The organism is Spiribacter pallidus, from assembly GCF_040838495.1.
GTDB lineage: Bacteria > Pseudomonadota > Gammaproteobacteria > Nitrococcales > Nitrococcaceae > Spiribacter > Spiribacter pallidus.
The window spans coordinates 35006-59061 of sequence record NZ_JBAKFM010000004.1 but is presented as its reverse complement, the minus strand read 5'-3'; the positions used below and the strand labels follow the sequence as shown (position 1 = coordinate 59061).

General features: G+C 67.1%; 26 protein-coding genes and 1 tRNA gene. 19 read left to right on the top strand and 8 right to left on the bottom strand.

Features of this window, described 5'->3' with window-relative positions:
• The first annotated feature begins 5 nt into the window (after positions 1–5).
• Positions 6–1454: a pyruvate kinase gene (gene pyk / locus V6X73_RS08225; RefSeq protein WP_367959409.1), complete on the top strand. Its 1449-nt coding sequence runs from the start codon at positions 6–8 to the stop codon at positions 1452–1454.
• Between the two features lie 29 nt (positions 1455–1483).
• Here pyk and V6X73_RS08220 read toward each other — a convergent pair whose 3' ends face one another.
• The gene (locus tag V6X73_RS08220; protein WP_367981352.1) at positions 1484–2371 is read right to left on the bottom strand and encodes a phosphoribosylaminoimidazolesuccinocarboxamide synthase; all 888 of its coding nucleotides are present in this window, start codon (positions 2369–2371) and stop codon (positions 1484–1486) included.
• 126 nt (positions 2372–2497) lie between these two features.
• Between V6X73_RS08220 and V6X73_RS08215 the strand changes: the two genes are divergently transcribed.
• Entirely contained in the window at positions 2498–2779 is a 282-nt protein-coding gene (locus V6X73_RS08215) for a ribbon-helix-helix domain-containing protein (RefSeq protein WP_367959407.1), read from the top strand.
• Positions 2763–3197, top strand: a complete 435-nt coding sequence (locus V6X73_RS08210) for a type II toxin-antitoxin system VapC family toxin (RefSeq protein WP_367959406.1) — start codon at positions 2763–2765, stop codon at positions 3195–3197. Before V6X73_RS08215 ends, V6X73_RS08210 begins: the two co-directional genes overlap by 17 nt.
• On the opposite strand, the gene V6X73_RS08205 is transcribed toward V6X73_RS08210, so the two are convergent.
• On the bottom strand, positions 3181–4680 hold the full coding sequence (locus V6X73_RS08205) for a cryptochrome/photolyase family protein (protein WP_367959405.1): 1500 nt from the start codon (positions 4678–4680) through the stop codon (positions 3181–3183). The two genes, V6X73_RS08210 and V6X73_RS08205, sit on opposite strands and share 17 nt — an antisense overlap.
• A gap of 92 nt (positions 4681–4772) precedes the next feature.
• Here V6X73_RS08205 and V6X73_RS08200 point away from each other — a divergent pair, with 92 nt between their 5' ends.
• Both V6X73_RS08200 and V6X73_RS08195 read left to right on the top strand, forming a co-directional pair.
• Positions 4773–5555 carry an SDR family NAD(P)-dependent oxidoreductase gene (locus tag V6X73_RS08200; protein ID WP_367959404.1) on the top strand — a complete coding sequence of 261 codons (783 nt, stop codon included), beginning with the start codon at positions 4773–4775 and terminating at the stop codon, positions 5553–5555.
• On the top strand, positions 5552–5992 hold the full coding sequence (locus tag V6X73_RS08195) for a nuclear transport factor 2 family protein (RefSeq protein ID WP_367959403.1): 441 nt from the start codon (positions 5552–5554) through the stop codon (positions 5990–5992). Before V6X73_RS08200 ends, V6X73_RS08195 begins: the two co-directional genes overlap by 4 nt.
• On the opposite strand, the gene V6X73_RS08190 is transcribed toward V6X73_RS08195, so the two are convergent.
• From V6X73_RS08190 to V6X73_RS08175, 4 genes are read right to left on the bottom strand one after another with little or no spacing between them, the layout of a single operon-like run.
• A complete protein-coding gene (locus V6X73_RS08190) occupies positions 5984–7303 on the bottom strand; it encodes an MFS transporter (RefSeq protein WP_367959401.1) in 1320 nt (439 codons plus the stop codon). The two genes, V6X73_RS08195 and V6X73_RS08190, sit on opposite strands and share 9 nt — an antisense overlap.
• On the bottom strand, positions 7300–8514 hold the full coding sequence (locus tag V6X73_RS08185) for a class I SAM-dependent methyltransferase (protein WP_367959400.1): 1215 nt from the start codon (positions 8512–8514) through the stop codon (positions 7300–7302). The genes V6X73_RS08190 and V6X73_RS08185 overlap by 4 nt, the downstream gene beginning before the upstream one ends.
• The gene (locus V6X73_RS08180; protein ID WP_367959399.1) at positions 8511–9311 is read right to left on the bottom strand and encodes a DUF1365 domain-containing protein; all 801 of its coding nucleotides are present in this window, start codon (positions 9309–9311) and stop codon (positions 8511–8513) included. The genes V6X73_RS08185 and V6X73_RS08180 overlap by 4 nt, the downstream gene beginning before the upstream one ends.
• A 2-nt stretch (positions 9312–9313) precedes the next feature.
• On the bottom strand, positions 9314–10654 hold the full coding sequence (locus tag V6X73_RS08175; RefSeq protein WP_367959398.1) for an NAD(P)/FAD-dependent oxidoreductase: 1341 nt from the start codon (positions 10652–10654) through the stop codon (positions 9314–9316).
• Between the two features lie 107 nt (positions 10655–10761).
• On the opposite strand from V6X73_RS08175, the gene moaB reads away from it, so the two are divergent.
• The 8 genes from moaB to trpC are packed head-to-tail and all read left to right on the top strand — an operon-like array spanning position 10762 to position 17198.
• Positions 10762–11277 (top strand): molybdenum cofactor biosynthesis protein B, encoded by a 516-nt coding sequence (gene moaB / locus V6X73_RS08170; RefSeq protein ID WP_367959397.1) that lies wholly within the window; start codon positions 10762–10764, stop codon positions 11275–11277.
• A 3-nt stretch (positions 11278–11280) separates the two neighbouring features.
• A complete protein-coding gene (locus tag V6X73_RS08165; protein WP_367959396.1) occupies positions 11281–11874 on the top strand; it encodes a TetR/AcrR family transcriptional regulator in 594 nt (197 codons plus the stop codon).
• Between the two features lie 26 nt (positions 11875–11900).
• Positions 11901–12572 (top strand): ribulose-phosphate 3-epimerase, encoded by a 672-nt coding sequence (gene rpe, locus V6X73_RS08160; protein WP_367959395.1) that lies wholly within the window; start codon positions 11901–11903, stop codon positions 12570–12572.
• Complete coding sequence (locus V6X73_RS08155; RefSeq protein ID WP_367959394.1) at positions 12569–13267, top strand: phosphoglycolate phosphatase; 699 nt, start codon at positions 12569–12571, stop codon at positions 13265–13267. Before rpe ends, V6X73_RS08155 begins: the two co-directional genes overlap by 4 nt.
• Positions 13257–14747: an anthranilate synthase component I gene (gene trpE / locus V6X73_RS08150; RefSeq protein WP_367959393.1), complete on the top strand. Its 1491-nt coding sequence runs from the start codon at positions 13257–13259 to the stop codon at positions 14745–14747. The genes V6X73_RS08155 and trpE overlap by 11 nt, the downstream gene beginning before the upstream one ends.
• A 16-nt stretch (positions 14748–14763) precedes the next feature.
• The gene (locus V6X73_RS08145) at positions 14764–15357 is read left to right on the top strand and encodes an anthranilate synthase component II (protein WP_367959391.1); all 594 of its coding nucleotides are present in this window, start codon (positions 14764–14766) and stop codon (positions 15355–15357) included.
• A 12-nt stretch (positions 15358–15369) separates the two neighbouring features.
• The gene (trpD, locus tag V6X73_RS08140; protein WP_367959390.1) at positions 15370–16398 is read left to right on the top strand and encodes an anthranilate phosphoribosyltransferase; all 1029 of its coding nucleotides are present in this window, start codon (positions 15370–15372) and stop codon (positions 16396–16398) included.
• Positions 16395–17198 carry an indole-3-glycerol phosphate synthase TrpC gene (gene trpC, locus V6X73_RS08135; protein ID WP_367959389.1) on the top strand — a complete coding sequence of 268 codons (804 nt, stop codon included), beginning with the start codon at positions 16395–16397 and terminating at the stop codon, positions 17196–17198. The genes trpD and trpC overlap by 4 nt, the downstream gene beginning before the upstream one ends.
• A gap of 42 nt (positions 17199–17240) precedes the next feature.
• On the opposite strand, the gene crp is transcribed toward trpC, so the two are convergent.
• Positions 17241–17879 carry a cAMP-activated global transcriptional regulator CRP gene (gene crp, locus V6X73_RS08130; protein WP_367959387.1) on the bottom strand — a complete coding sequence of 213 codons (639 nt, stop codon included), beginning with the start codon at positions 17877–17879 and terminating at the stop codon, positions 17241–17243.
• Positions 17880–17998: 119 nt separating this feature from the next.
• On the opposite strand from crp, the gene V6X73_RS08125 reads away from it, so the two are divergent.
• The 6 genes from V6X73_RS08125 (at position 17999) to V6X73_RS08100 (ending at position 23087) form a co-directional block, all read left to right on the top strand.
• Entirely contained in the window at positions 17999–18418 is a 420-nt protein-coding gene (locus tag V6X73_RS08125; protein WP_367959386.1) for an OsmC family protein, read from the top strand.
• 79 nt (positions 18419–18497) lie between these two features.
• The gene (gene rplM / locus V6X73_RS08120) at positions 18498–18926 is read left to right on the top strand and encodes a 50S ribosomal protein L13 (protein WP_367959385.1); all 429 of its coding nucleotides are present in this window, start codon (positions 18498–18500) and stop codon (positions 18924–18926) included.
• A gap of 17 nt (positions 18927–18943) precedes the next feature.
• Complete coding sequence (rpsI, locus tag V6X73_RS08115) at positions 18944–19336, top strand: 30S ribosomal protein S9 (protein ID WP_367959384.1); 393 nt, start codon at positions 18944–18946, stop codon at positions 19334–19336.
• Between the two features lie 9 nt (positions 19337–19345).
• Positions 19346–19419, top strand: a tRNA-Gln gene (locus tag V6X73_RS08110).
• A gap of 64 nt (positions 19420–19483) precedes the next feature.
• Complete coding sequence (locus tag V6X73_RS08105; protein ID WP_367959383.1) at positions 19484–19723, top strand: MoaD/ThiS family protein; 240 nt, start codon at positions 19484–19486, stop codon at positions 19721–19723.
• Positions 19724–19802: 79 nt separating this feature from the next.
• Positions 19803–23087, top strand: a complete 3285-nt coding sequence (locus V6X73_RS08100) for an SNF2-related protein (RefSeq protein WP_367959382.1) — start codon at positions 19803–19805, stop codon at positions 23085–23087.
• Here the strand turns inward: V6X73_RS08100 and V6X73_RS08095 are convergent.
• Complete coding sequence (locus V6X73_RS08095; protein ID WP_367959381.1) at positions 23064–23951, bottom strand: DMT family transporter; 888 nt, start codon at positions 23949–23951, stop codon at positions 23064–23066. The two genes, V6X73_RS08100 and V6X73_RS08095, sit on opposite strands and share 24 nt — an antisense overlap.
• Positions 23952–24056 lie beyond the last annotated feature (105 nt).

The following is a 24056-nucleotide window of genomic DNA, read 5'->3' as shown; positions in this document are numbered from 1 at the left end:
CCGGCATGTCACGGCAGACCAAGATTGTGGCCACCCTGGGGCCGGCCACCAGCACTGCGGCCGATTTGCGCGCCATCGTCGATGCCGGTGTGGATGTCGTTCGGATGAACCTCTCGCACGGCGACCATGATGAACACCGCGACCGTGCAGCGACCCTGCGCAGCGCCGCCGAACAGGCCGGTCGGGTGGTGGGCATGCTCTGCGATCTGCAGGGGCCGAAGATCCGCATCGAGCGCTTCGCCGATGGCCCGGTGGAGCTTGAGGCGGGGGCCGCGTTTTTCCTCGACCCGGCGCTGGCGGGGGACGCCGGCAGTATCGAAGGGGTGGGCGTGGCCTACCAGGGGCTGCCGGATGACGTCGCCGCCGGCGATACCCTGTTGCTCGCCGACGGGCTGGTGCAACTCAAGGTCGAGCGCATCGACGGCAGCCGGATTTATACCACCGTCGAGGTGGGCGGCAGCCTCTCCGACCGCAAGGGGATCAACCGCCTGGGCGGTGGCTTGTCGGTGCGGGCGCTGACCGACAAGGACCGTGAAGACATCAAACTCGCGGCCGAACTCGAGGCCGACTACGTCGCGGTGTCCTTCCCCCGGGATGGTGCCGACATCGACGAGGCCCGCGAGCTCTTGCGCACCGCCGGGGGGCATGGCGGCATCGTTGCCAAGATCGAACGCCACGAGGCGGTGGAAGCCCTGGGCGAGATCATGGATGCCGCCGATGCGGTGATGATCGCCCGTGGTGATCTGGCCGTGGAAATCGGTGATGCCGAACTGCCCGGCGTGCAAAAGCGCATCATGCGCATGGCCCGCGAACGCGACTGCGTGGTGATTACCGCCACGCAGATGATGCAGTCGATGGTGGACAACCCCATGCCCACCCGCGCCGAGGTGCTGGATGTGGCCAACGCCGTGCTGGATGGCACCGACGCGGTAATGCTCTCGGAAGAGACGGCCATGGGTCAGTATCCGGCAGAGACCGTGGCGGCCATGGCCCGGGTCTGCGTCGGCGCCGAGACCTACGCCGATGAATCCCGACCGCATCCGGGGCTCAAGCCCGATGTGCACTTCGACCGGGTGGATGAGGCCATCGCCAAAACGGCCATCACGGCGGCCAACAGCCTGGGGGTCCGGGCCATCGCCGCGATGACCGAATCCGGCGCCACGGCGATGTGGATGTCGCGCATCGGCACCGAAATCCCCATCTATGCCCTCTCCGAGCAGCCCCGGACCCGCCGTCGGGTGACTTTGTATCGGGGCGTGCATCCGATCGGTTTTGATCCGCTGCAGCGCGAGCACGAGGCGGTCAACCGCGAGGCCGTCGAAGAGCTCAAGGCCCGTGGAGCGGTGGGGGGCAGTGATCGGGTGTTGATCACCAAGGGCGATCTCGCCGGTGTGCGCGGCGGGACCAACGCCATGAAGGTGGTCCAGGTCGACGAGCTGCTCGGCGATCGCTGAATGGCGGGGCGCTAAGTCGCCCGAGTGGCCTAGTGACAAAGCCGAGCCTCGGCCTCGCGGTAACGCTCGGCGGTCTGCTGAATGATGGCCTCCGGCAATGCCGGCGCCGGGGCGGTTTTGTCCCAGTCCAGCGTCTCGAGGTAATCCCGGACGAATTGCTTGTCAAAGCTCGGCGGCGAGGTGCCCGGGCGATAGGCATCCGCCGGCCAGAAGCGGCTCGAGTCGGGGGTCAGTGCCTCGTCGATCCACACCAGCCGGCCGGCTGCATCCAGGCCGAACTCGAACTTGGTATCAGCGATGATGATGCCGCGGTCGCGGGCGTAGGCGGCGGCTTCTTTGTACAGCGACAAGGTGGTCTTTCGCAGTTCGTCCGCCAGGTCCCGGCCCAGGTCATCCACCACCGCCTCAAAGGCCACGTTTTCGTCGTGGTCGCCGGCCGCCGCCTTGGTGGAGGGCGTGAAAATCGGCTCGGGTAGCGGGTCGGCCTGGCGCAGGCCGTCGGGCAGGCTGATGCCGCACAGTTGACCCGTGGCCTGATAATCCTTCCAACCCGAACCGATGAGATAACCCCGGGCGATGGCCTCGAAGGACAACGGCGCGAGCCGTCGGACCACCGAGGCGCGTCCGGCCACCTGTTCGCGCTCGTCGGGGTCGCTCAGCACCGCCTCCAACGGCAGATCCAGGCACTGATTGGGTTGCCGCGCGCCAAGCCGTTTGAACCAGAAATCCGATAGCCGCGTGAGCACCGCGCCCTTGCCGGGGATCGGGTCGGACAAGACCACATCAAAGGCCGAAAGCCGGTCGGTGGTGACCACCAGCAGTGTTTCGTCATCCACGGCGTAGACATCGCGGACTTTGCCCCGTTGCAGCAGCGGCAGGCTGGTCAAATCGCTTTGGTATAAACGCTCGCGCGGCACGGGGGGTTCCTGTCTGATTGATGCACTGTGCATGATAGCAGCCAATGGGCCTGCGACGAGCGGTTCTCGCCATAGCGCATGGGCTGACATACAATGTGTCATACAGCCATGACATGGGACATTGCAATGAGCGAGGTACGCGATATCCGGATCAATGCTCGTATCGACGCGGCGCAGGCAGCCCAAATCGATACCATTTGCGAGCGGGAGGGTATCAATCGGACTGATCTGCTGCGTCGGGCCATCGATTACTACTACCAGAGTCTGGTGCTGGAAAAGCGCGCAGCGCGGGATGTCTTGACGAGCAGTGGCCTCATCGGTTGCGCCGAAGGCCCCAATGATTTGGCCAGTCAGGACAAACGCTATCTGACCGAGCAACTGCGGCGTCGGCATGATGGTGATCGCTGACAGCGGATTTTGGGTGGCGCTTTTCAACAGCAAAGATCGGTGGCATGAAAGGGCCAGACAGTGGCTTGCTGGGTATGGTGGCCAACTGATTTGCACTTGGCCGGTCCTCACCGAAGCGAGTCATTTGATTGGTAGCTATCTGGGGCCAGAGATCTCTCGTCGCTTTGTGGGCGCGGTTCAGCAGGGCGCTTGCGAGATCTTCCCGCTTGCGCACTCGGAGTTACCGCGCATGACGGCTTTAATGAGACAGTATCAAGATTTGCCGATGGACCTTGCCGACGCGTCCCTCGTGGTCGTTGCTGAATGCCTTGGTCACGGGCGCATCGTATCCACCGATGAGCGCGACTTTCAGGCTTACCGATGGAAGCGGCACTACCCCTTCAACAACCTGCTTGCCCCGCTCACCCGGCCTTTTTGATCTGCTCGAAGGCGGCCAGCGCGGCCTGGCGGCTTTCTTTGAGATCCACCATCGGGTGGGGGTAGTCCACCCCCAGCGTAACGCCGGCGGACTCGAGCACCGGGGCCGGCGCCTCCCACGGGGCGTGGCGGTGCTTTACCGGCAGATCGGCCAGCGCCGGAATCCAGTGGGCGATGTAGTCCCCCTCGGCGTCAAAGCGCTCGCTTTGCCGGACCGGGTTGAATACCCGAAAGTACGGCGCGGCGTCGGCACCGCTGCCCGCTACCCACTGCCAGCCCAGGCTGTTGCTGGCAAGATCCGCATCCACCAGGGTGTCCCAGAACCAGGCCTCACCCGCCTGCCAGGGCAGGCGAAGGTTTTTAACCAGAAATGAGCCCACCACCATGCGCACCCGGTTGTGCATCCAGCCGGTGGCGTAGAGCTCGCGCATGCCTGCATCGACCAGTGGAATGCCCGTCTCGCCGCGCTGCCAGGTTTTGAGCATGGCATCCCCCGGGTCGGCCTGCCACGGAAAATCCGCAAACCGGGCATTGAGTGGATGATCCGGAAACCCCGGATGGTGGAAGAGCACATGGTGGGCAAACTCGCGCCAGCCGATCTCCGAGAGAAAGGTCTCGGCGCTCTCGGTCCGCGCCGCCGGATCGCTGTCACCGCCCCGGGCCAGTTGCGCCTGCACCGCCTGCCACACCTGTCGCGGCCCGATCTCGCCAAAGTGCAGATGCGGTGACAGCCGCGAGGTGCCCGGCCGCGCTGGATAATCCCGTCCGGGTTCGTAGGCGGCCAGGGTCGCCGGCAGGAACGCCTCAAGCCGTGCCCAGGCGCCGGCCTCGCCCGGCTGCCAGCGGCTGCGCAGGCCACCGGCCCAGTCAATCGTGGGCAAAAGCCCCAGTGACTCGAGCGCGGCGGCGCCGGCGGTTGCCGCTGGATCGCGGCCCATGGCTCCGGCCATCGCATCGGCGTTGTCACAGCGCGCCAGGGTCTGCGGGGCCGGCAGCGGCGGCTCGGGCTCGGCGGCGCGGCGGCAGGCCCGCCAGAACGGCGTAAACGCCTTGTAATCCCCGCCGGTACCGGTGCGGATGGTCCAGGGCTCGTGGAGCAGCGCGGCGTTGTGGCTTTCGACGCTGAGGCCATCGTCCCGCAACGTTTGCTTGATATGCCGATCCCGCTCGATGGTGGCCGGCTCGTAGAGCCGGTTCCAGTGCACCGCCTCGGCGCCGGTCTCGGCGACGAGCGCTCGAAGCGTCGCCAGGCTGTCGCCGCTGCGGATGATCAGCGGGACCCCGTAGCGGGCATAGGCGCTTGCCAGCGCCGCCAGGCTGTGGTGCAGCCACCAGTTGCTGGCCGCACCGGGGGCCCAGTCGCCAGCCTCGTGGGGCGCATGGATGTAGACCGGGATGATGGCCTTTGCCTGCGCGGCGGCGAGTAGCGCCGGGTTGTCGGCAAGACGCAGATCACGCCGGATCCAGTAAATGGCCGGTGCCATGGCGGGCTCCTTGTGCGCTCGGGAGTCGTTGGCGGTGTTTGCAGGTCTACCAGTAGGATTGTACGCATGGATGGATCGAGGGCACAGACACGATGAGTGATGCGACAACCGCAGCCGCCGCCGGGCGGGTGGCGATGATTACCGGGGCCAGCGCGGGGATCGGCCGGGCGCTCGCGGTCAAGTTGGCGCAGGATGGCTGGCGGGTGGCCGTCTGCGCGCGGCGCGAGCCGGCGTTGCAGGCGATCGCCGATGACAACCCGGATGTGGCCGAGCGGATCCATCCCTTCCCGCTGGATGTCACCGATCCGGCCGAGAGCGAGGCGGTGTTCATGGCGGTCGAGGACGATCTGGGCGAGGTGGATACGCTGATCCTCAACGCCGGTGACTACGACCCCATGACCCTGGATGAATTCGATCCGGCGCTTTTCCGGCGGCTGGCCGAGGTCAACTACCTGGGGGCGGTGAATGGCATCGGGGCGGCGCTGGGGCCCATGCGGCAACGCGGCCGTGGGCAGATCCTGGTCACCGCCAGTCTCTCCGCCTACCGGGGCCTGCCCCAGGCCGCGCCGTACGGCGCCAGCAAGGCGGCGGTGCTGAACATGGCCGAGTCGTTGCGCCCGGCGCTGGTCGGCACAGGGGTGAGCCTGCGGGTGATCAACCCGGGGTTCGTGAAAACCCGCCTGACCGAGAAAAACCGCTTTCACATGCCACAGCTCATCACCCCCGAGGCGGCGGCGGATTACATCCACCGCGAAATCGATGACGCCGGCTTTGAGATCTTCTTTCCCAAGCGCTTTGCCTGGACGCTCAAGCTGCTGCGGCTGCTGCCCTATCGCTGGTACTTCGCCCTGACCCGGCGGATGGTGCAGTCGTGAGCGCGCTGGCGCGCTACGCCGATTTCTTCGCCAGCCTTACCCCGGCGGATCTGGATCGGCTGGATACGGTTTTCGTGGAAAACGCCCGCTTCGAAGATCCGTTCAACGCGGTCACCGGCCTGGCGGGGATCCGCGCGGTGTTCGAGCATATGTTCGCCAACTGTGCCGAGGCCCGGTTCGAGGTGCTGGAATGTGTGGACGATGCCTCGGCCTCGGTGGGGTATATCCAGTGGCGGTTTCATTTTCGCCTCAAGCGCGACCGCCACCCCCGGCAGCCGGTGGTCGGCGTCTCGCGGGTGGTGCTCGCCAGCGATGGCCGGGTCCGCGAGCATGTCGACTACTGGGATGCCGCCGGTGGGCTTTACGCGCAGTTTCCGGTGGTGGGCGGTTTGATGCGGTGGCTGCGGCGCCGGCTTGAGGTGCCCGGCTCAGCCTAGCGGCTCGGGCTTGCCCTCGACGGCGTGGACGCGGGCGCGGGTGGCGGTCTGCATGCGCCGGTCCACGGGGAAGTGCCACATCAAGGCGGTGGCGAGCAGCTTGAACGCCACCGGCACCGCCCCGTAGAACATGGCAAGCGCCAGTGTGCCATCGCGGTTGTCGATCGCGGTGGCATCAAAGCCAAACCCCTCGAGCAGCGGAAAGGCGATGCCCACCGCCAGCGCCAGGGCCAGTTTGGTGGCCATGTTCCAGATGCCGAAGTATAACCCGGTGCGACGGCCGCCGCCGGCGGCGGTGTCCAGATCGACCAGATCGGCCTGGATGGCCGCCGGCAGGGCCATATCCACGGCCACCCCCACCCCCGAGAGCACGCAGATCAGCAAAAACGCCCAGGTATCGCCGGGGCCGAGGAAGGGCACCCAGATGAAAACCGCCGAGGTCCAGAGCATGGAAATGGCCCACGTGCGGTGTTTGCCGATCCGCCGTGAAAGCCACAGCCAGCCGGGCAATGCGGCGATGCCGATGACAAAGTAGACAAGCAGCAATGGCCCGGCCCAGGCCTCGGCCAGCAGGACATGGGCGACGAATAGCGTAAACAGTGACGCGGGCAGACCGTTGGCAAGCCCATTCATCACATAGGCAAGCAGAAGCCGCAAAAAGGGCTTGTTATGGCGCAGCAACGCCCACCCGGCCCGCCAGCCCACCGGGTGAGCGGCCAGCCGGTACTCTGGCACCCGCCAGAGCGTCACGCCCACGGTCAGCGGCAGGGCAATCACCAGCAGCCAGGCGAGTCCGGCCAGGGTCTCGGCGTCGGCGCGTCCGGCCCCCATGATCGTCGGCCAGGCGATGGCCAGCAGCGTGCCGGCCAGCATGAACCCCTCGCGGGCGGCGGTCAGGCTGGCCCGGCCATCGTAGTCCTCGGTGAGCTCGGCCCCCCAGGCGGTGTAGGGCAGGCTCATCAGCGTCCAGCCCAGATAGGCCGCCAGGCCCCAGCCCAGCAGATAGACAAGATCCACCTCCGCCGGCGGGCGAAAGAGCGCCCAGGCACTGACCAGCAGGATGGGCAGCCCGGCGGCTATCAGTGGCCGTCGCCGGCCCCAGCGGGTCTTAAGCCGGTCGCCCAGGCTGCCGATCAGCGGATCGGTGACCACATCCCAGAGCCGGGCGACGAGCAGTGCGGTGCCGACCGCCGCCAGCCCCAGGGTCTCGCCATAGAATCCCGGCAGAAAGACATACATGGGCACCCCCATGACCGCCAGCGGCAGCGCCGGCAGGCCGTAGAGGAGGGTCCGGCCGCGGCCGAGGGTCACGGGCGGGTCAACACCAGGCGTTTGACATCGATGGTGCCGGTGCGAAAGCCCGCGTAGCAGTAGGCGAGGTAATAGCGCCACATGTTGATGAACCGCTCGTCAAACCCCAACGCCCGGATCTCGGGCAGGGCCCGGACAAAGCGGCTGTCCCACTGAAGCAGCGTGGCGGCGTAGTGCTGGCCCAGCCCGGTGCTGTCGGCGACCGCCAGATCCGCCGCGCGGCACTCCTGTTCGAGCCGGGTGGGCGAGGGCAGCATGCCGCCCGGGAAGATATAGCGCTGGATGAAATCCGGCCGCCGGCGATAGTCCTCGTAGCGCGGCTCGTCGATGGTAATGCCATGCAGCCCGACCCGTCCGCCGGGCCGGATGCGGTCGTGGAGCATGCGGAAGTAGGCGGGCCAGTAGTCTTCGCCCACCGCCTCGAGCATCTCGATCGAGACCGCGTGGTCGAACTGCCCTGCGGTGTCGCGGTAGTCCTGCAGCCGCAGTTCCACCAGATCCGAGAACCCGGCCTCGGCGATGCGGCTGCGCGCCCAGGCGAGCTGCTCGGTCGAGAGCGTCAGCCCGGTCACCCGGATGCCCCGGCGGGCCGCTTCCATGGCAAAGCCGCCCCAGCCGCAGCCGATCTCGAGGATGTGCTCGCCCGGCCGGGCACCGATGGCATCCAGCAGCTGCTGGTACTTGTGCCGTTGGGCCTCGGCAAGCGGCTGATCCGGGTGCTCGAAAATGGCCGCCGAGTAGGTCATGGTCTCGTCGAGCCAGTGGCGGTAGAACTCGTTGCCAAGATCATAATGGGCGGCGATGTTGCGCCGGCTGCCCCGCCGGGTGTTGCTGCGGCCGCGGTGGCGCAGCGCCAGGCGCAGTCGATGCAGCCAGTGGGGCTCCATGTTGCGGCTGAAGGCATCCTCGTTGCGCAGCATGAGCTCGAGCAGATGGGCGGTATCCGCGCTGGACCAGTCGCCGGCCATGTAGCTCTCGGCAAAGCCCACCGACCCCCGCGTGGCGATGCGCGCGACCATACGGGTTGGCCGGTGCAGCCGGATGCTGCCGGTGGGACCGGGTTCGGCGCCCTGGATGAGAAACGGCTCGCCATCGGGCATCTGGCCTTCCATGCGGCCGCGTCGCAGTCGGCTGAACCAGCCAAGCAGAATGCGTGCGGCCACGGGGAGTGGCGAGGGCAGCTGGATGACCGCCTGTTGGGAACCTGTCATTGACTGATCTCCGATTCCGGCGGTGCCGGCTTGCGGTAAAACCGACCGCCCCGAAGCCATATCTTGAGCGCCTGCCAGTGGATGGCGGCGATCACCTTTAAGGTCATCAAGGGTACAGTGACCGCCACGCGGAGCAAGCCCCGATCGCCGCCGCGCGCTCGCCTGCCGCTCTGGACCGCGATCAGCGCCGGCTGTTCCGGATCGCTTGCGTTATGCCAGTTGACCGTCGCGTGGTAGCGCTCGGCCGGGGCCTGCAACCGGAACCGGTAGTGCCCCTCGCGGGGCAGAAACGGCGAGACATGAAACACCTTGCCGGCCCGATCCTCGAGCCGCTCTGGCAGGGGCCGGCCCTCGTCGTGGATGAGATAGCCGTGCCACTCGTCAAATGTGTTGCGCACCTCGGCAAGCACCGCCCGCAGGCTGCCATCGGCATGCCGACAGAACCACAGGCTCAGCGGGTTGAAGACATAGCCCAGCACCCGCGGGTAGCAGAGCAGCTCGACCCGGCCGCCTTCGAGATCGATGCCGGCCGCGGTGAGCTGCCGGTCGATCCACGGCCGCAGCGACGAGCCGTCCTTGGGCCCGTGGTCGCGGTCGTAGAAGCCGATCAGGTTGAAGCGGTTGCGCGAGAAAAACCGGTGCCGCCGGGCGGCCTCATCGAGCCGGTCCACATCCAGACACAGGCTGAAGACCCGGTAAGCAAACCGGTAATGCGGTTTGACCCGTCGCTCGTGGATCAGCCGGCCGGGGTAGATGGCAAGGGCGGCCGGTCTCTTGTCATGGCCCGCCGATGGCATGGTCAGGCGGTTGCCCCTGCACCCAGCGGCGCCGGGGCGAGTTGCGGCGAGGAGCTGTCCTGCACCGGCGCTTCGCCCATCCACGGCGGTGGCGCGCCGAGGCGCTCGGCCACGCGCACGGCGCTGGCAAAGGCATCCTCGTGGAAGCCGTAGCCGTGATAGCTGCCGCAATACCAGATCCGGTCGACGCCCTGGATGTCGTTGAGCTGCCCCTGGGCGGCGATGGCCGCCTGATCGAAGATCGGGTGGGCGTAGCGCTGATGCCGGATGACCCGGGCCGGGTCGGGTGCCTGCAGCGGGTTGAGGGTGACCAGGATATCCGTTGCCGTTGGCAGCGCCTGCAGCCGGTTCATCCAGTAGGTCACCGAGACCGGCTGCTGGCCATCGCGGCTGCGGGCAGTGAGATGGTTCCAGGACGACCAGACCGCCCGGCGCCGCGGCATCAAAGCCGCATCGGTATGCAGCCAGGCATCGTTGTCGGAATAGCCAAAGGCCCCGAGCAGCCGGGCCTCGTCGTCGCTTGGCTGATCGAGCATGCCAAGGGCCTGGTCGGCGTGGCTGGCGATGACCACCGCATCGTATTCGCCCAGATCACCGGCCGCGCCGCCCAGGCGCACGCCATCGGCGGTGCGCCGGACCGAGTGCACCGGGGTGCCGGTGTGGATCTGGTGGATGGCCGGTCGCATGCGGCGGATGTACTCGCGGCTGCCGCCGGTGACCGTGCGCCACTGCGGCCGGTCACGCAGCTGGATGAGCCCGTGGTTGTAGAAAAACTGCAAAAACGACCGCGCCGGGAAGCGCAGCATGACATCCTGCGGGCACGACCAGATCGCGGCACTCATGGGCAGCAGGTAGAACCGCCGGAACGCCTCGCCCAGTTTGAGCTCATCCAGCAGCTCGCCCAGGGTCTGGTCGTGGCCGCGGCCGCTGTCCAGCCGGGCATTGCCCTCGCGGTTGAAGCGCAGGATATCGCGGACCATGCCCCAGAACCGGGGCCGCAGCAGGTTGCGGCGCTGGGCAAACAATGTCCCCAGTCCGCTGCCGGCATATTCCAAGTCGATGTCGGTGGCGGCAAAGGCAAAGGACATATCCGAGGCGTGGGTGGGCTGGTCGATATGCCGGAAAAGCGCCGAGAGCTGCGGGTAGTTGGGCTCGTTGTAGACGATAAACCCGGTATCGACGGGGATCTCGCCCTCGGGCATGTCGCAGCTCACGGTGTTGCTGTGCCCGCCCAGGCGGTCGTTGGCCTCGAAAAGCGTCACCTCGTGTCGCCGCGCTAGCAGCCACGCTGCGCCAATGCCGGCGACACCCGCGCCCACGACCGCAATCCGCCGAGACTCCATGCCTACTCCTGCTTTTGGATGAAACGTCCATTGTACAGCCTTGCCGGCTTGGTGTGCCGCGCCCCGAGCGGGTATTTTGAGCGCTGACCGGATAAGGAGCCGCCACGTTGACCAGCACCCAGCGCACCTTCACCCCCATTGCCATTGCCATTCTCACCGTCTCGGATACGCGGGGCAGCGCGGATGACCGCTCGGGTGACACCCTCGAGCAGCGCGCCCGGGCCGACGGCCACCGGGTGGTGGCCCGCGAAATCGTGGTGGACGATCGCTACCAGATCCGGCGGGTGGTCTCGGCGTGGATCGCCGATGCGGCGGTTCAGGCGGTGATCACCACCGGCGGGACCGGCTTTACCGACCGGGATGTGACCCCGGATGCCGTGAGGGTGTTGCTGGATCGCGAGATCCCGGGGTTCGGCGAGCTCTTCCGGCAGATCTCGCGCGAGAAGATCGGCACCTCGATGCTGCAGTCCCGGGTGCTGGCTGGTGTCGCCAACCACACCCTGGTGGCGGCCCTGCCGGGCTCGCCCGGGGCCTGTCGCGACGGCTGGGATGGCATCCTCCACGACCAGCTGGATGTCCGGCATCGGCCCTGCAACCTGGCCGAGCTGGCCATCGGCGCATAGTCGGTGGCCGCCGGTCAGCGTCGCCCCCGGGGCGAGACCCGTCGGCGGATCCTGCGCCTGGCAGCGCAGTGGCTGCAGCAGCGCGGTTATCACGGCTTTAGCTTTGGGCAGATCGCCGCGGCGCTCGAGATCCGTAGCAGCGCGGTGCATTACCACTTTGCCACCAAAGAGGCCCTGGTCACCGCGGTGTTCGCTGCCTATCGCGAGCATTTCATCTGGTGGCGCGAGCAGCTGGGCCAGACCAGCCCCAGCCCCACGGCCCGGTTGCGGCGGTTTCTGGATCTGACCGGCCGCAACCTCGAGCGCGAACGGGTCGATCCGCTGGGGGTGGCCGGGGTGGAGTACGCCAGCCTGCCATCGGCGGCCTGTGCCGAGGCCGAGGGCCTGCGCGAGGACTTGCTGGCCTTCCTCGCGGATGCCCTTGCCGAAGGCCGGGAGATTGGCGAATTCGGTTTTCAAGCAGACCCCGCGGACGAGGCGCGGGTGATACTGGCCGCCGCCCAGGGGGCGCTTCAGCTGGCGCGGCTCAACGGCCCGGCCGATTTCATCGCCGTGCGACGCTCGCTGCTCGAGGGGCTGCGCCGGGGGCGCGAGTGATCCGCCCTTCTGCTAGCATTCCGCCTATGCAGGATCTTGTCATTGCCCCATCCATTCTGGCGGCCGACTTTGCCCGGTTGGGCGAAGAGGTGGCCGATGTCCTCCACGCCGGTGCCGACTGGGTGCATTTTGATGTCATGGACAATCACTATGTGCCCAACCTGAGTTTTGGCCCGGTGGTCTGTCAGGCTCTGCGCGGCCATGGCATCACCGCGCCCATCGATGTCCACCTCATGGTCCGGCCGGTGGATCGGCTCATCCCCGATTTTGCCGCCGCCGGTGCCACGCTCATCAGCTTTCACCCCGAGGCGAGTGACCATATCGACCGCAGTCTCCAGCTCATCCGCGACCAGGGCTGTCAGACGGGGCTTGTATTCAACCCGGCAACACCGCTCGATTGCCTGCGCTATGTCATCGACAAGGTAGATCTGGTGCTTTTGATGTCGGTCAACCCCGGGTTTGGCGGGCAAAAGTTCATCCCCGCCACCCTCGAGAAGCTGCGCGAGGCCCGGGCGCTGATCGATGCGCACCATCGGCCGGTGCGGCTCGAGGTCGACGGCGGGGTGGGCCCGGATAACATCGCCGATGTGGTGGCCGCCGGAGCCGATACGGTGGTCGCCGGCTCGGCGATTTTCGGCCAGCCCGACTATGCCGCGGTCATCACCGAGATGCGCCGCCGTGCCGGGGCCGGGCGATGACGCTTTTCTACCCCCAGGCGGTTTTGTTCGATCTGGACGGCACCCTGGTGGATAGCGCCCCGGATCTGACCACGGCGGTCAATCGCAGCCTGGCCGATCTGGGCCGCCCGCCGATCACCGAAGCCCAGGCCCGGGCATGGATTGGCAATGGGGCCCGGCGGCTGGTGGCCCGGGCGCTCGCCGGGCAGCGAGAGATTGACGCCGAACCCGCCCAGACCGAGGCGGCCATGGCGGCGTTTTTCCACCACTACCGCGACTGTCTGGTGCAAGCCAGCCGGGTCTACGACGGGGTGGTCGAGGGGTTGGCCCAGCTCGCGGCACTGGAGTGTCCCATGGCGGTCGTGACCAACAAGCCCGGCGCCTTCACCTTACCGTTGCTCGAGGCGCTGGGGCTCGAGCGGTTTTTTGCCGTGCGGGTCAGTGGCGACACCCTGGCGGTTAAAAAGCCCGATCCGGCACCCCTATTACATGCCGCCGCGCAGCTGGGGGTCGCCGCCGGACAGAGCCTTTATGTCGGCGACTCGGCGGCGGACCGGGATGCCGCCTGGGCGGCGGGCATGCCCATGGTGCGTGTGCCTTATGGCTATCCAGGCGATGAGGCGGTATTTGCCGATCATCCCGCGGCGATGACCCTTCGCGTGGACGCCTTGGCGGCGCGGCTTGCAGCACTTGGGGCGATGCACGATGCAGTCTGACACCCTCAAGGCCCATGCCCGGGCCGGTTATGGCCGGGTGCCGCTGGTCAAGGCCTTGCTGGCGGATCTCGACACCCCGCTTTCGACCTATCTCAAGCTGGCGGCGGCGGCCGGCAGCTATCTTTTTGAATCGGTCCAGGGCGGCGAGCAATGGGGGCGGTATTCCATTATCGGGCTGCCCTGCCGGCGTCAGTACCGGATCTACGGCCACCAGGTCGAGACCTGGGCGGACGGTGAGCGGATCGCCAGCCAGTCGGTAGAAGATCCGCTGGCGTGGGTCGAGCATCGTCACCGCGCCGTGACCGCTGCCCCGCCGGAGGATCTGCCCGGTCTGCCCCGTTTTCTCGGCGGGTTGGTGGGGTATTTTGGCTACGACACCATCCGCTATATCGAGCCCCGGCTTGCCGAATGCCCCAACCCGGACCCCCTGGGGGTGCCGGATATCCTGCTCATGGAATCCGACGAGGTACTGGTGTTCGACAACCTCGCCGGCCGGCTTTATCTCATCGTTAACATCGACCCGGACGAGGCGGATGCCCTGGCCCACGGCGAGGCCCGACTCGAGGCGCTGGCCGGGCAGCTGCGCGAGGAGGCCCTTGCCTATGCCCGGCCGGCCCCGCCCCGGGCGGTGGCCGAAGAGGATTTCGACTCGTCGATCGAGCGCGACGATTATCTGGCCATGGTCGGGCGCATCCGGCAGTACATCGTCGATGGCGATTGCATGCAGGTGGTCCCCTCGCGGCGGATGAGTGCCGATTATGGCGGCCGGCCGCTGGATCTCTACCGCGCGCTTCGCTGCACCAACCCCTCGCCGTATCTTTTCTATCTGGATTTTGGCGACTTTCAGGTGGTGGGCTCGTCGCCGGAGATCCTCGCGCGGCTCGAGGATGGTGAGGCCACGGTCCGGCCCATCGCCGGCACCCGCCGGCGCGGCCGCCACCGCGACGAGGACCAGGCCCTCGAGGCCGAGCTGCTGGCCGACCCCAAGGAGCGCGCCGAGCATTTGATGCTCATCGATCTGGGCCGCAATGACATCGGCCGGGTCAGCGAGGTGGGGTCGGTGCGACTGACTGATCAGATGACCATCGAACGCTACAGCCATGTCATGCATATTGTTTCGAACGTCACCGGCACGCTGCGTGAAGGCCTGGGGCCGATGGATCTGCTGCGCGCCACCCACCCGGCGGGGACGCTGAGCGGCGCGCCCAAGATCCGCGCGATGGAGATCATCGACGAGGTCGAGCCGGTCAAGCGGGGCGTCTACGGCGGTGCCGTGGGGTATCTGTCGTGGTCGGGCAACATGGATACCGCCATTGCCATTCGCACCGCGGTCATCAAGGATGGCCGGGTCCATGTGCAGGCCGGGGGCGGCGTGGTCCACGACTCGGATCCGGCGGCGGAATGGGAAGAGACAGTCAACAAGGGCCGGGCGCTTTTCCGCGCCGTGGCCATGGCCGAGGCGGGGCTGGACGGGCCCTGAGCCCGGGGGGGGCGACATGCTTTTGATGATCGACAACTACGACTCGTTTACCTACAACCTGGTGCAATACCTGGGTGAGCTGGGCGCCGAGGTGGTGGTCAAACGCAACGACGCGATCACTGTCGACGAGATCAAGCGCCTGGCGCCCGAGCGCATCGTGCTGTCCCCCGGCCCCTGCACCCCCAACGAGGCGGGGGTGTCGCTGGCGGTGGCCCGCGAGCTCGCGGGGCAGATCCCCATGCTGGGGGTCTGTCTGGGCCATCAGGCCATCGGTCAGGCCTTCGGCGGTGATGTCATCCACGCCCGCTCGGTGATGCATGGCAAGACCTCGGCGGTCCACCACCGCGGCCAGGGGGTCTTTGCCGGACTGCCCCAGCCCATGGAGGCCACCCGCTATCACTCGCTGGTGCTCGATGCCTCGACGCTGCCGGCGTGCTTTGAGCTGACCGCCTGGACGGCCTTCGAGGATGGCTCGCTTGAGGAGATCATGGGGATCCGGCACCGCGAGCTGGATATCGAAGGGGTGCAGTTCCACCCCGAGTCCATACTCACCGGCGCCGGGCACGAGCTTTTGAACAATTTTCTCACGCGGCCAGCCGCCGCAGCCTGAGGGGGATCGCGCATGGAGATGCAGGCGGCAATCCGCGAGGTCATGGATGGCACCGATCTAAGCGCCGAGCAGATGAGCGTGGTGATGCGCTATATCATGACCGGCGAGGCGACACCGGCCCAGATTGGCGGTTTTCTGGTCGGGCTGGCCGTCAAGGGCGAGACCGTCGAGGAGATCGCCGCCGCCGCCGGTGTGATGCGCGAGCTCGCTACCCGGGTGGCGGTGGACCCCACCCATCTGGTGGATACTTGCGGCACCGGAGGTGATTCGCGGGGGACGTTCAATATCTCCACCGCCTCGGCCTTTGTGGTGGCCGCCGCCGGCGGACGGGTGGCCAAGCATGGCAATCGCTCGGTCTCGAGCCGTTCAGGCAGCGCCGATCTGCTGCAGACCGCCGGCGCCAACCTGGCGCTCGATCCGGCGGCGGTCGCCGAGTGCATCGACACCGTGGGGGTGGGGTTTTTGTTCGCCCCCCAGCATCATCAGGCCATGCGCCATGCCATCGGCCCGCGCAAGGAAATGAGCGTACGCACGGTGTTCAACCTGCTCGGGCCGCTGACCAACCCGGCCGGCGCGCCCAATCAGCTTTTGGGGGTTTTCAGCGACCGCTGGGTCCGGCCCATGGCCGAGGTGCTCCAGACCCTGGGCAGCGAACGGGTGATGGTGGTGCACTCTGAAGATGGGCTCGATGAGATCAGCATCGGGGCCGCCACCCGGGTGGCGGAGCTCAAGGGCGGTGAGGTGCGCGAGTATCTGATCCGCCCCGAGGATTTCGGCATGACGCCGGCCTCGCTGGATCAGCTGAAAGTGGACTCGGCCGAGGAGAGCCTCGAGATCATCGAAGCGGTCTTTGATGGTCGAACCGGCCCGGCGACAGATCTGGTGGCAATCAACGCCGGCGCCGCCATCCATGTCGCCGGCCTCGCCCCGGATCTGGCCGATGGGGTGCGCCGGGCGCAGACGCTGCTCGCCGAAGGGGCGGTGCGCGAGCGGTTTGATGATTTTCTCACCGTCAGCCAGCGCCTGGGCGGCGAGCCATGAGCGCCCTCGACTCGGCGCCGGATATCCTAAAACGCATCGTCGAGCGCAAGGCCGAGCGTCTCGAGGCCGCGCGCCGGGCCCGGCCCGAGGCGGCGCTTCGCGAGGCCCTGGCCGAAGCCGACGCACCCCGTGGGTTTGTGGCGGCGATCGATGCCCGGCTTGCCGCCGGCCGGCCGGCGGTGATTGCCGAGGCCAAGAAAGCCTCGCCCAGCAAGGGGGTGTTGCGCGATCCCTACAACCCGGCCGCGGTCGCTCGCAGCTACGAGGCCGGCGGGGCGAGCTGCCTGTCAGTACTTACCGAGGCGGATTTCTTTGCCGGCGCCGATGCGCATCTGCAAGCGGCCCGGGCGGCCTGCACACTGCCGGTGATCCGCAAGGATTTTGTCATCGACCCCTATCAGGTCATCGAATCCCGAGCCCTGGGGGCAGATTGCGTGTTGCTGATCGTCGCCATCCTGGACGATGCCCGACTCAAGGCGCTTCATGATCTGGCCACCGAGCTCGGCATGGATGTCCTGGTCGAGGTCCATGACCATGACGAGCTGGCGCGCGCCCTTGCGATTTCGCCGCCGCTGCTTGGCATCAATAACCGCGATCTGCGCAGCTTTGAGACGGATATCGCCACCACCACGCGCCTGGCCGCAGAGGTGCCGAATGGCACCCGACTGGTCTGCGAAAGCGGCATCCACACCCGCGCCGATGTCGCCCAGATCCAGGCCGACGGGGTCAACGCGTTTTTGGTGGGCGAGGCGTTCATGCGCGCCGAGGCGCCCGGCGAGAAGCTCGCCGAGCTTTTCTAGGCCACCGCGGTGCGCCGGGTGTCACGGTCGCGGGGCGATCGCCTAACGGGCATCGCGGACGACGATGCGCCGGCCCTCGGCCGAGATGAGCCGGTCATCCTCCAGGTCCTTGAGTACCCGGCCGACCATCTCGCGCGAGCAGCCCACCAGACGTCCCAGTTCGATGCGGGTGATTTTTAGCTGCATGCCATCCGGATGGGTCATGGCATCGGGCTGGCGCGCCAGGTCATCGAGCGTGGCGATCACCCGGCTTCGGACATCCTCGAACGCCAGGTCGCGGAAGCGCCGGTTGGTATGGCGCAGCCGGCGGGTCATCTGCTCGATCACCGGGTGGAGGACCTGCGGGGCACGCTGCTGGAGCTGGCCAAAGCGCTCGTAGCTGATGGCCGCCACCCGGCAGTGGCTGCGCGCCCGCACCCAGGCGCTGCGCCGGCCGGTATCCCCGAAAAGCCCCATCTCGCCAAAGAAATCCCCGGGGTTGAGATAGGCGAGGATCAGTTCCCGGCCCTCCTCGTCGTCCTCGAGCACGCTGACCGAGCCTTCCAGCAGCAGATACAGCCATTGGCTGGGGGCATCGCGCTGGAGTAGCAGGGCGCCGGGCTGATAGCGGTCGCGTTTGCAGTGCCGCAGCAGTTCGACGATGGCGGGGCGTTCGAAGAATCGGATGGTCTCGGGTGACATGAAACCTCCCTGTCTTGTTGCCTGAAACGGATTTCGAGCCAAGCGGGCCGGAAGTTATACTCAGTCCACGGTTCGCTCAAATGACCCATCTGGAGGGGTGCAGACATGGGGGATACGCCATGAAGGCCCGTGCACGCTGGCTCGACGGCATGGCCTTTGCCTCGGAGACCGGCAGCGGCCACCGACTAACGGTGGATGGACCGCCGGATCTGGGCGGGCAAGAGCGCGGGCCCCGCCCCATGGAGTTGATGCTGCAAAGCCTGGGCTGCTGCTCGGCGGTAGATGTGGTCTACATCCTCGAGCGGGGCCGGCACCCGGTCTCGGACTGCGAGGTCGAGGTCGAAGCCGAGCGGGCCGAGACACCGCCCAAGGTCTTTACCGCGATCCATCTGCATTTCCGGGTCAGCGGCGAGGGGCTCAAGGACGCCGCCGTGGCCCGAGCCGTGCAGCTATCGGCCGAGAAATACTGCTCGGCTTCCATCATGCTGGCCAAGGCCTGTCCGGTGACCCACAGCTACGAGGTGGTGGCGCAGGGTTGATGCGGTTGTCTCGGGGGGCGGCGCTGTGTAAACTGCGCGGTCTTAATTCGGGAGCGTCGGCTTCGGAGATTGGACACCCATGAAGACATTCAGCGCCAAAGCGGCGGAAGTGCAGCGTGACTGGTATGTGGTGGATGCCGCAGGCAAGACCCTGGGGCGGCTCGCCTCGGAGATCGCCTTTCGCCTGCGGGGCAAGCACAAGCCAGAGTTCACCCCCCACGTGGATACCGGTGACTACATCGTCGTGGTCAACGCCGAGCAGGTGAACATCACCGGCCGCAAGGCGCAGCAAAAGACCTATCATCGCTTCACCGGCTATGTCGGCAATATGAAGTCGACAACCTTCGAGAAGCTCATCGACGAGCATCCCGAGCGGGCTATTCAGTTTGCCGTCAAAGGCATGCTGCCCAAAAACCGCCTGGGCCGCGAGATGATCAAAAAGCTTAAGGTCTACAGCGGTAGCGAACACCAGCATCACGCCCAGCAGCCCCAGGCGCTGGAAATCTGAGTCGGAGCAAGCAAGCGATGGCAGTGGAACAGTATTACGGCACCGGTCGACGCAAGACCTCCGCGGCCCGGGTCAACATGCGCCCCGGCAGCGGCAACATCACCGTCAACGGCAAGCCGCTTGATGAGTACTTCGGCCGCGAGACCGCCCGCATGGTGGTCCGCCAGCCCCTGGAGCTCACCGAGACCAGCAACAAACTCGACATCAAGGTCAGTGTTGAGGGCGGCGGCTCCAGCGGTCAGGCCGGTGCGATCCGTCACGGGATCACCCGGGCGCTGATCAACTACGATGAAGAGCTCAAGGGCAGCCTGCGCAAGGCCGGGTACGTCACCCGGGATGCCCGGATGGTCGAGCGCAAGAAAATCGGGTTGCACAAGGCCCGTCGCGCGACCCAGTTCTCGAAGCGCTAAAAGGTTTATTGGGGGATCGTCTAGCGGTAGGACTGCGGACTCTGACTCCGTCAACCCAGGTTCGAATCCTGGTCCCCCAGCCATACCCCGAACCCCGCCCCGAGCGGGGTTTTTTATGGATAATGGAAAAGGTCTCGGGAGGGCGTTATGCAAGTTGAACTCTATGGCTTATTGCGTGAGGCCGCCGGCAGCGATCGGGTGGAGACCCCGCTCACCCAACCAGCTCCCATCGAGCAGGTGCTACAGGCGCTGGTCGAGACCTACCCCGGTCTGGCGCCCCACCTGCCCCGCGTCGCCTGCGCGGTGGGCGATACCATGCGATCGCGCCAGGCGACCATCGCCCCGGATGAGACCCTTGTCCTACTGCCGCCGGTGAGCGGCGGTTAATCGGAGCCGGACGATACCCAATTGAAATTGAATCGGCGTATGCTGTCGGGTTGTTCATGGCATACCCGGGAGCATGGCGTTGGGCGAACCGCTAGAGGCTTGGATTGCAGAGCGCGGCGAAGCCGCCATCTGGGCCGACTTTCCGCGCGAGGCGCTGGAGGCGGGCGAGCGGCTGCTGCGCGCCCAGGCGGTGATCGACTGCAGCCCGGGTGGCCAGGGGTTTTTTGCCCGCGTCCAGGCCGACCGCCGGCATGTCCATTCGGTGGACTGCCGCATCCATCCCCTGCCGTCGGCCCGGCCGGTCACCCCCTTTTGTAGCTGTGAGGCCGGCGGCCATTGCGCCCATGCCGTGGCGGCGCTGCTCTACTACCTGGGCCGAAAGACCCCGGCGGGGCTGCGCAAGGCCAACCCGGCCATCACCCAATGGCTCGCTGAGCTCGAGGCCCTGCACGCCGACAACACCACCGAGGGCCGCCCCAGTCCCCGCCACCCCGAGGTGCTGATCTATCTGCTGGATCGCGATGAAGCCGGTGCGGTCAGTGTCACCCTGCGCCGCGCGCGGCGCCGTCGCCAGGGCGGCTATGGTCGGCTTCTGCCCTTTCAGGGGCTGCGGCGCGCCCCCGAGGGGCTGCTCACCCCAGCCGATCGCCGGCTGCTGCGGCTTTTGCCCGAACCCGGTCAGCCCATCGCCGGGGCCGATCTGGATTTCCTTTTAAAAGCCATGGCCGAGACCGGTCAGGCCCACTGGCAGTCCCCGGACAATCCGGCCCTGCAGCCGGCCGAAGCGCGGCCGGGGCGGTTCCGCTGGCGGGTGCGTGACGATGGCACCCAGCGCCTTGTGCCGGTGGCCGATGACGGTGCCGTGGCGCTGCCGGGTCAACCTCCGCTGTGGCTCGAGCCATCGAGCGGGGCCTTCGGCGTGCTCGAGACCGGGCTTGCGCCGGCGCTCATCGAGGGGCTTGAAAAGGGCCCGGCGGTAGCGCCGGCCGAGGTGCCCGCGATGGCCGATGAAATGGCCCGCCGGGATCTGCCGCTACCCACCCCACAAGCGCCCCGGCGCCGCCGCATGACCGGTGTCGCGCCGGTGCCCACGCTGCGACTGACCCGCCTGGACGAGCCGGGCCGGGGCAGTCGCCTCGAGCGGGGCGAGGCGGTGGCGGTATTCGGCTTTGACTATGACGGTCATCCGGTGCATGCCGATGACACCGGCGAGTGCATCACCGCCTTCGAGGCCGGCGAGCTTCGCGAATACCCCCGCGATCCGGCCGCCGAGCAGCGGGCCCGCGCGAGACTGACCGAGGCCGGGCTCAAGCCCACCGGCAGCATGAACGAAAGCCGCCTGGCGCCGGATCAGGCCGGCGACTGGCGCAAGTTCGTCGCCGGCACCGTGCCCGCCCTGCAGGCCGACGGCTGGCGGGTGATCACCGAGCCCTGCTTTCCGTGGCGGCTGGTGGCGGCAGATCGCTGGCAGGCCGAGGCCCGTCGCGAGCCACAGCAGCCGGGCTGGTTCGGGTTGGATCTTGCCATCGAGGTCGATGGCGAGCGCCATGCCTTCATCCCGCTGCTTTTGGGGCTTATCCGCGAAAACCCCGAGGCCATGGCGCCCGGGTATCTAGATGCCATCGACCCGGACAGCCATCTGCTGGTGGATCTGGGCGATGGGCGGCTGGTGCCGGTGCCTGCCAAGCGCCTGGTGCCATTGTTAAAAGGCCTCACTGAGCTTTATGACCCGGCCGCGCAGCTGCGGGACGGACGGCTGATGCTGCCGGTGGGCCGGGCCAATGTGCTCGATCGACTGGCCCGGGCCGAAGGCGATGGGCTCGACTGGGTGGGCGATGCGGATCTGCGGCGGCTGGGCGGCGAGCTCGAGGCCATGGCGGAGTGCGACGACATTGCTACCCCCCGCGGGCTCCATGGTGAGCTGCGGCCCTATCAGCGCGAGGGCGTGGCCTGGCTGCAGCGCTTAGCAAGGTTGGAGTTGGGCGGGGTGCTTGCCGATGACATGGGGCTTGGCAAGACGCTTCAGATCATCAGCCACCTGCTGCTGGAGAAAGAATCCGGCCGGGCGGCGCTGCCCAGCCTGGTGGTGGTGCCCACCAGTCTGCTTTTTAACTGGGCGCGCGAGATCGGCCGGTTTGCCCCCGGGCTTTCGGTCCTGCGCCTGCACGGGCCCCAACGCCACAGCGCCTATGGCCGGCTGGGCCGATATGATGTGGTGCTCACTACCTACAGCCTGCTGGTCCGGGATATCGAAGCCCTCCAGGCCCAGCCCTGGCATTTGCTGGTGCTGGACGAGGCCCAGGCGGTGAAAAACCCCCGCGCCCAGGCGGCCCGGGCGGTGCGCGCCATCCAGGCCCATCAACGCCTGAGCCTCACCGGCACACCGCTTGAAAACCACCTAGGCGAGCTCTGGGCGCAGTTTGATTTTGCCGTGCCTGGGCTTCTGGGCAATGCCTCGGCGTTCAAGCGCGTCTACCGCCGCCCCATCGAGCAGGACGAGGACGCCGGCCGGCTCGAGGCCCTGCGCGAGCGGGTGCGTCCCTTTTTGCTGCGCCGGACTAAACAGGCCATCGCCCGGGATCTGCCCGCCAAAACCGAAATCCCCCTCTATGCCGAGTTGACCGGCGGCCAGCGCACCCTCTACGAGCAGCTTCGCGCCGGCCAGCACGCCCGGGTGCGTGAGGCCCTGGCCCAGGCCGGGCATGGCAGCGGCTCGTCCCGGGTGTTGATCCTCGATGCCCTGCTCAAGCTGCGCGAGGTCTGCTGTGACCCGCAGCTTGTGGCCAACGCCCCGGCCACCGCCCGCGAGTCGGCCAAGATGGATTTGTTGATGGAGCTGGTGGATGATCTTTTGCAGGGCGGCCGGCGGATGCTGATCTTCTCGCAGTTCACCCGCATGCTCTCGATCATCGAGGCCGCGCTGGCGGCCCGGGGGCTCGACTGGGCCCGGCTGACTGGTGAGACCCGGGATCGGGAAGGGCAGGTGCAGCGGTTCCAGAGCGGCGAGGTGCCGATCTTTCTGGTCAGCCTCAAGGCCGGGGGCACGGGGCTCAACCTCACCGCCGCGGATACGGTGATCCACTATGATCCGTGGTGGAACCCGGCGGTGACCCGCCAGGCGACGGACCGTGCCCACCGCATCGGCCAGGATCAGCCGGTGTTTGTCTATCATCTGCTCACCCGGGATACGGTGGAGGACCGGATCATGGGGCTGCAGCGTGACAAGGCCGCCCTGGGCGAGCGGTTGCTGGGCGAAGCCGGTGGCGCCACCGACGAGGCACTGGACCCGGCGGCGGTCGAGGCCCTTTTCCGGCCCCTGGCGGAGGCGGCTGACAGCGACTCAGCGCCCGCGGATCAGTCGTAGGGCCCGGCCGTCGATAATGGCAAGCCCGGCAAAGAGAATGGCCATGCCGGCAAAGGCCGTAGGCCCCAGGCGTTCACCCAGCAACACCGCCCCCAGGGTGATGGCCGAGACGGGCACCAGAAAGGTCACCAACGACATGTTGGTGGCCCCGGCCGAGGCCAGGATGCGGAAATAAAGCAGATAGGCAAAGGCGGTGCAGATGATCGATAGCCCCAGCAGCGCCCCCCAACCGGTCAGCCCCGGGTCGAGGGTCCAGGGCTGGTCGACCAGTAACGCCACCGGGGTCAACCAGACGGTGGCGGCGGTGAGCATATAGGCGGCATTGACCAGCGCCGGCGTGTCGCCAAACCGCCGGCCATAGTGCACGGCAAAGCCATAGCAAATCGTCGCCCCCAGCACCGAGAGCTGGCCCAGGCTGTAGGGGTCGAGTTCCTGCAGCAGGTCGGGCCCCATCAGGACGGCCACCCCGCAGAAGCCGAGCACAACGCCCACGGCCTTCGCCGGCGTCAACCGCTCGTCACTGCCGATCATCAGTCCCACCAACACCGCCCAGATGGGCGTCATGGCGTTGATGATCGAGGCCAATCCACTGGGGATTTGCGTCTGCCCCCAGACGATGAACGAAAAGGGCAGGGCGTTGCTGATGCCCCCCAGCAGCAGATAACGCCGGGCGATGGCGGCGGAGAAAGGCAGCCGCTCGCCCCGGGCCCGGGCAACGGCGAGCAGGATAATCGCGCCCAGGCCCACCCGGCCAAGCACTACCGTAAAAGGCGGCAGTGTCTGCAACGCCACCTCAAAGAAGAAAAACGATCCGCCCCAGACCGTGGAGAGAATCACCAACAACAACCAGTCCCGGGCACTCATGGCGGCGCAGCCTATGCCGGCATCGGCCCTACGTCCAGTGAATTGGGTTGAAGGCCGTCCAGCGCCTTTCTTTCAGGCAAAAAAAAGCGGCCCGGAGGCCGCTTT

Excerpts from the sequence above, each read along its gene's own strand:
- V6X73_RS08185 (WP_367959400.1), bottom strand. The coding sequence starts at position 8,514 with ATGACAGGTTCCCAACAGGCGGTCATCCAGCTGCCCTCGCCACTCCCC.
- crp (WP_367959387.1), bottom strand. The coding sequence starts at position 17,879 with ATGTCACCCGAGACCATCCGATTCTTCGAACGCCCCGCCATCGTCGAA.
- rpe (WP_367959395.1), top strand. The coding sequence starts at position 11,901 with ATGCAGGATCTTGTCATTGCCCCATCCATTCTGGCGGCCGACTTTGCC.
- trpC (WP_367959389.1), top strand. The coding sequence starts at position 16,395 with ATGAGCGCCCTCGACTCGGCGCCGGATATCCTAAAACGCATCGTCGAG.
- rplM (WP_367959385.1), top strand. The coding sequence starts at position 18,498 with ATGAAGACATTCAGCGCCAAAGCGGCGGAAGTGCAGCGTGACTGGTAT.
- V6X73_RS08215 (WP_367959407.1), top strand. The coding sequence starts at position 2,498 with ATGAGCGAGGTACGCGATATCCGGATCAATGCTCGTATCGACGCGGCG.
- V6X73_RS08180 (WP_367959399.1), bottom strand. The coding sequence starts at position 9,311 with ATGCCATCGGCGGGCCATGACAAGAGACCGGCCGCCCTTGCCATCTAC.
- V6X73_RS08210 (WP_367959406.1), top strand. The coding sequence starts at position 2,763 with ATGATGGTGATCGCTGACAGCGGATTTTGGGTGGCGCTTTTCAACAGC.
- V6X73_RS08175 (WP_367959398.1), bottom strand. The coding sequence starts at position 10,654 with ATGGAGTCTCGGCGGATTGCGGTCGTGGGCGCGGGTGTCGCCGGCATT.
- V6X73_RS08125 (WP_367959386.1), top strand. The coding sequence starts at position 17,999 with ATGAAGGCCCGTGCACGCTGGCTCGACGGCATGGCCTTTGCCTCGGAG.
- trpD (WP_367959390.1), top strand. The coding sequence starts at position 15,370 with ATGGAGATGCAGGCGGCAATCCGCGAGGTCATGGATGGCACCGATCTA.
- V6X73_RS08095 (WP_367959381.1), bottom strand. The coding sequence starts at position 23,951 with ATGAGTGCCCGGGACTGGTTGTTGTTGGTGATTCTCTCCACGGTCTGG.
- pyk (WP_367959409.1), top strand. The coding sequence starts at position 6 with ATGTCACGGCAGACCAAGATTGTGGCCACCCTGGGGCCGGCCACCAGC.
- V6X73_RS08145 (WP_367959391.1), top strand. The coding sequence starts at position 14,764 with ATGCTTTTGATGATCGACAACTACGACTCGTTTACCTACAACCTGGTG.
- V6X73_RS08200 (WP_367959404.1), top strand. The coding sequence starts at position 4,773 with ATGAGTGATGCGACAACCGCAGCCGCCGCCGGGCGGGTGGCGATGATT.
- V6X73_RS08205 (WP_367959405.1), bottom strand. The coding sequence starts at position 4,680 with ATGGCACCGGCCATTTACTGGATCCGGCGTGATCTGCGTCTTGCCGAC.
- rpsI (WP_367959384.1), top strand. The coding sequence starts at position 18,944 with ATGGCAGTGGAACAGTATTACGGCACCGGTCGACGCAAGACCTCCGCG.
- V6X73_RS08105 (WP_367959383.1), top strand. The coding sequence starts at position 19,484 with ATGCAAGTTGAACTCTATGGCTTATTGCGTGAGGCCGCCGGCAGCGAT.
- V6X73_RS08155 (WP_367959394.1), top strand. The coding sequence starts at position 12,569 with ATGACGCTTTTCTACCCCCAGGCGGTTTTGTTCGATCTGGACGGCACC.
- trpE (WP_367959393.1), top strand. The coding sequence starts at position 13,257 with ATGCAGTCTGACACCCTCAAGGCCCATGCCCGGGCCGGTTATGGCCGG.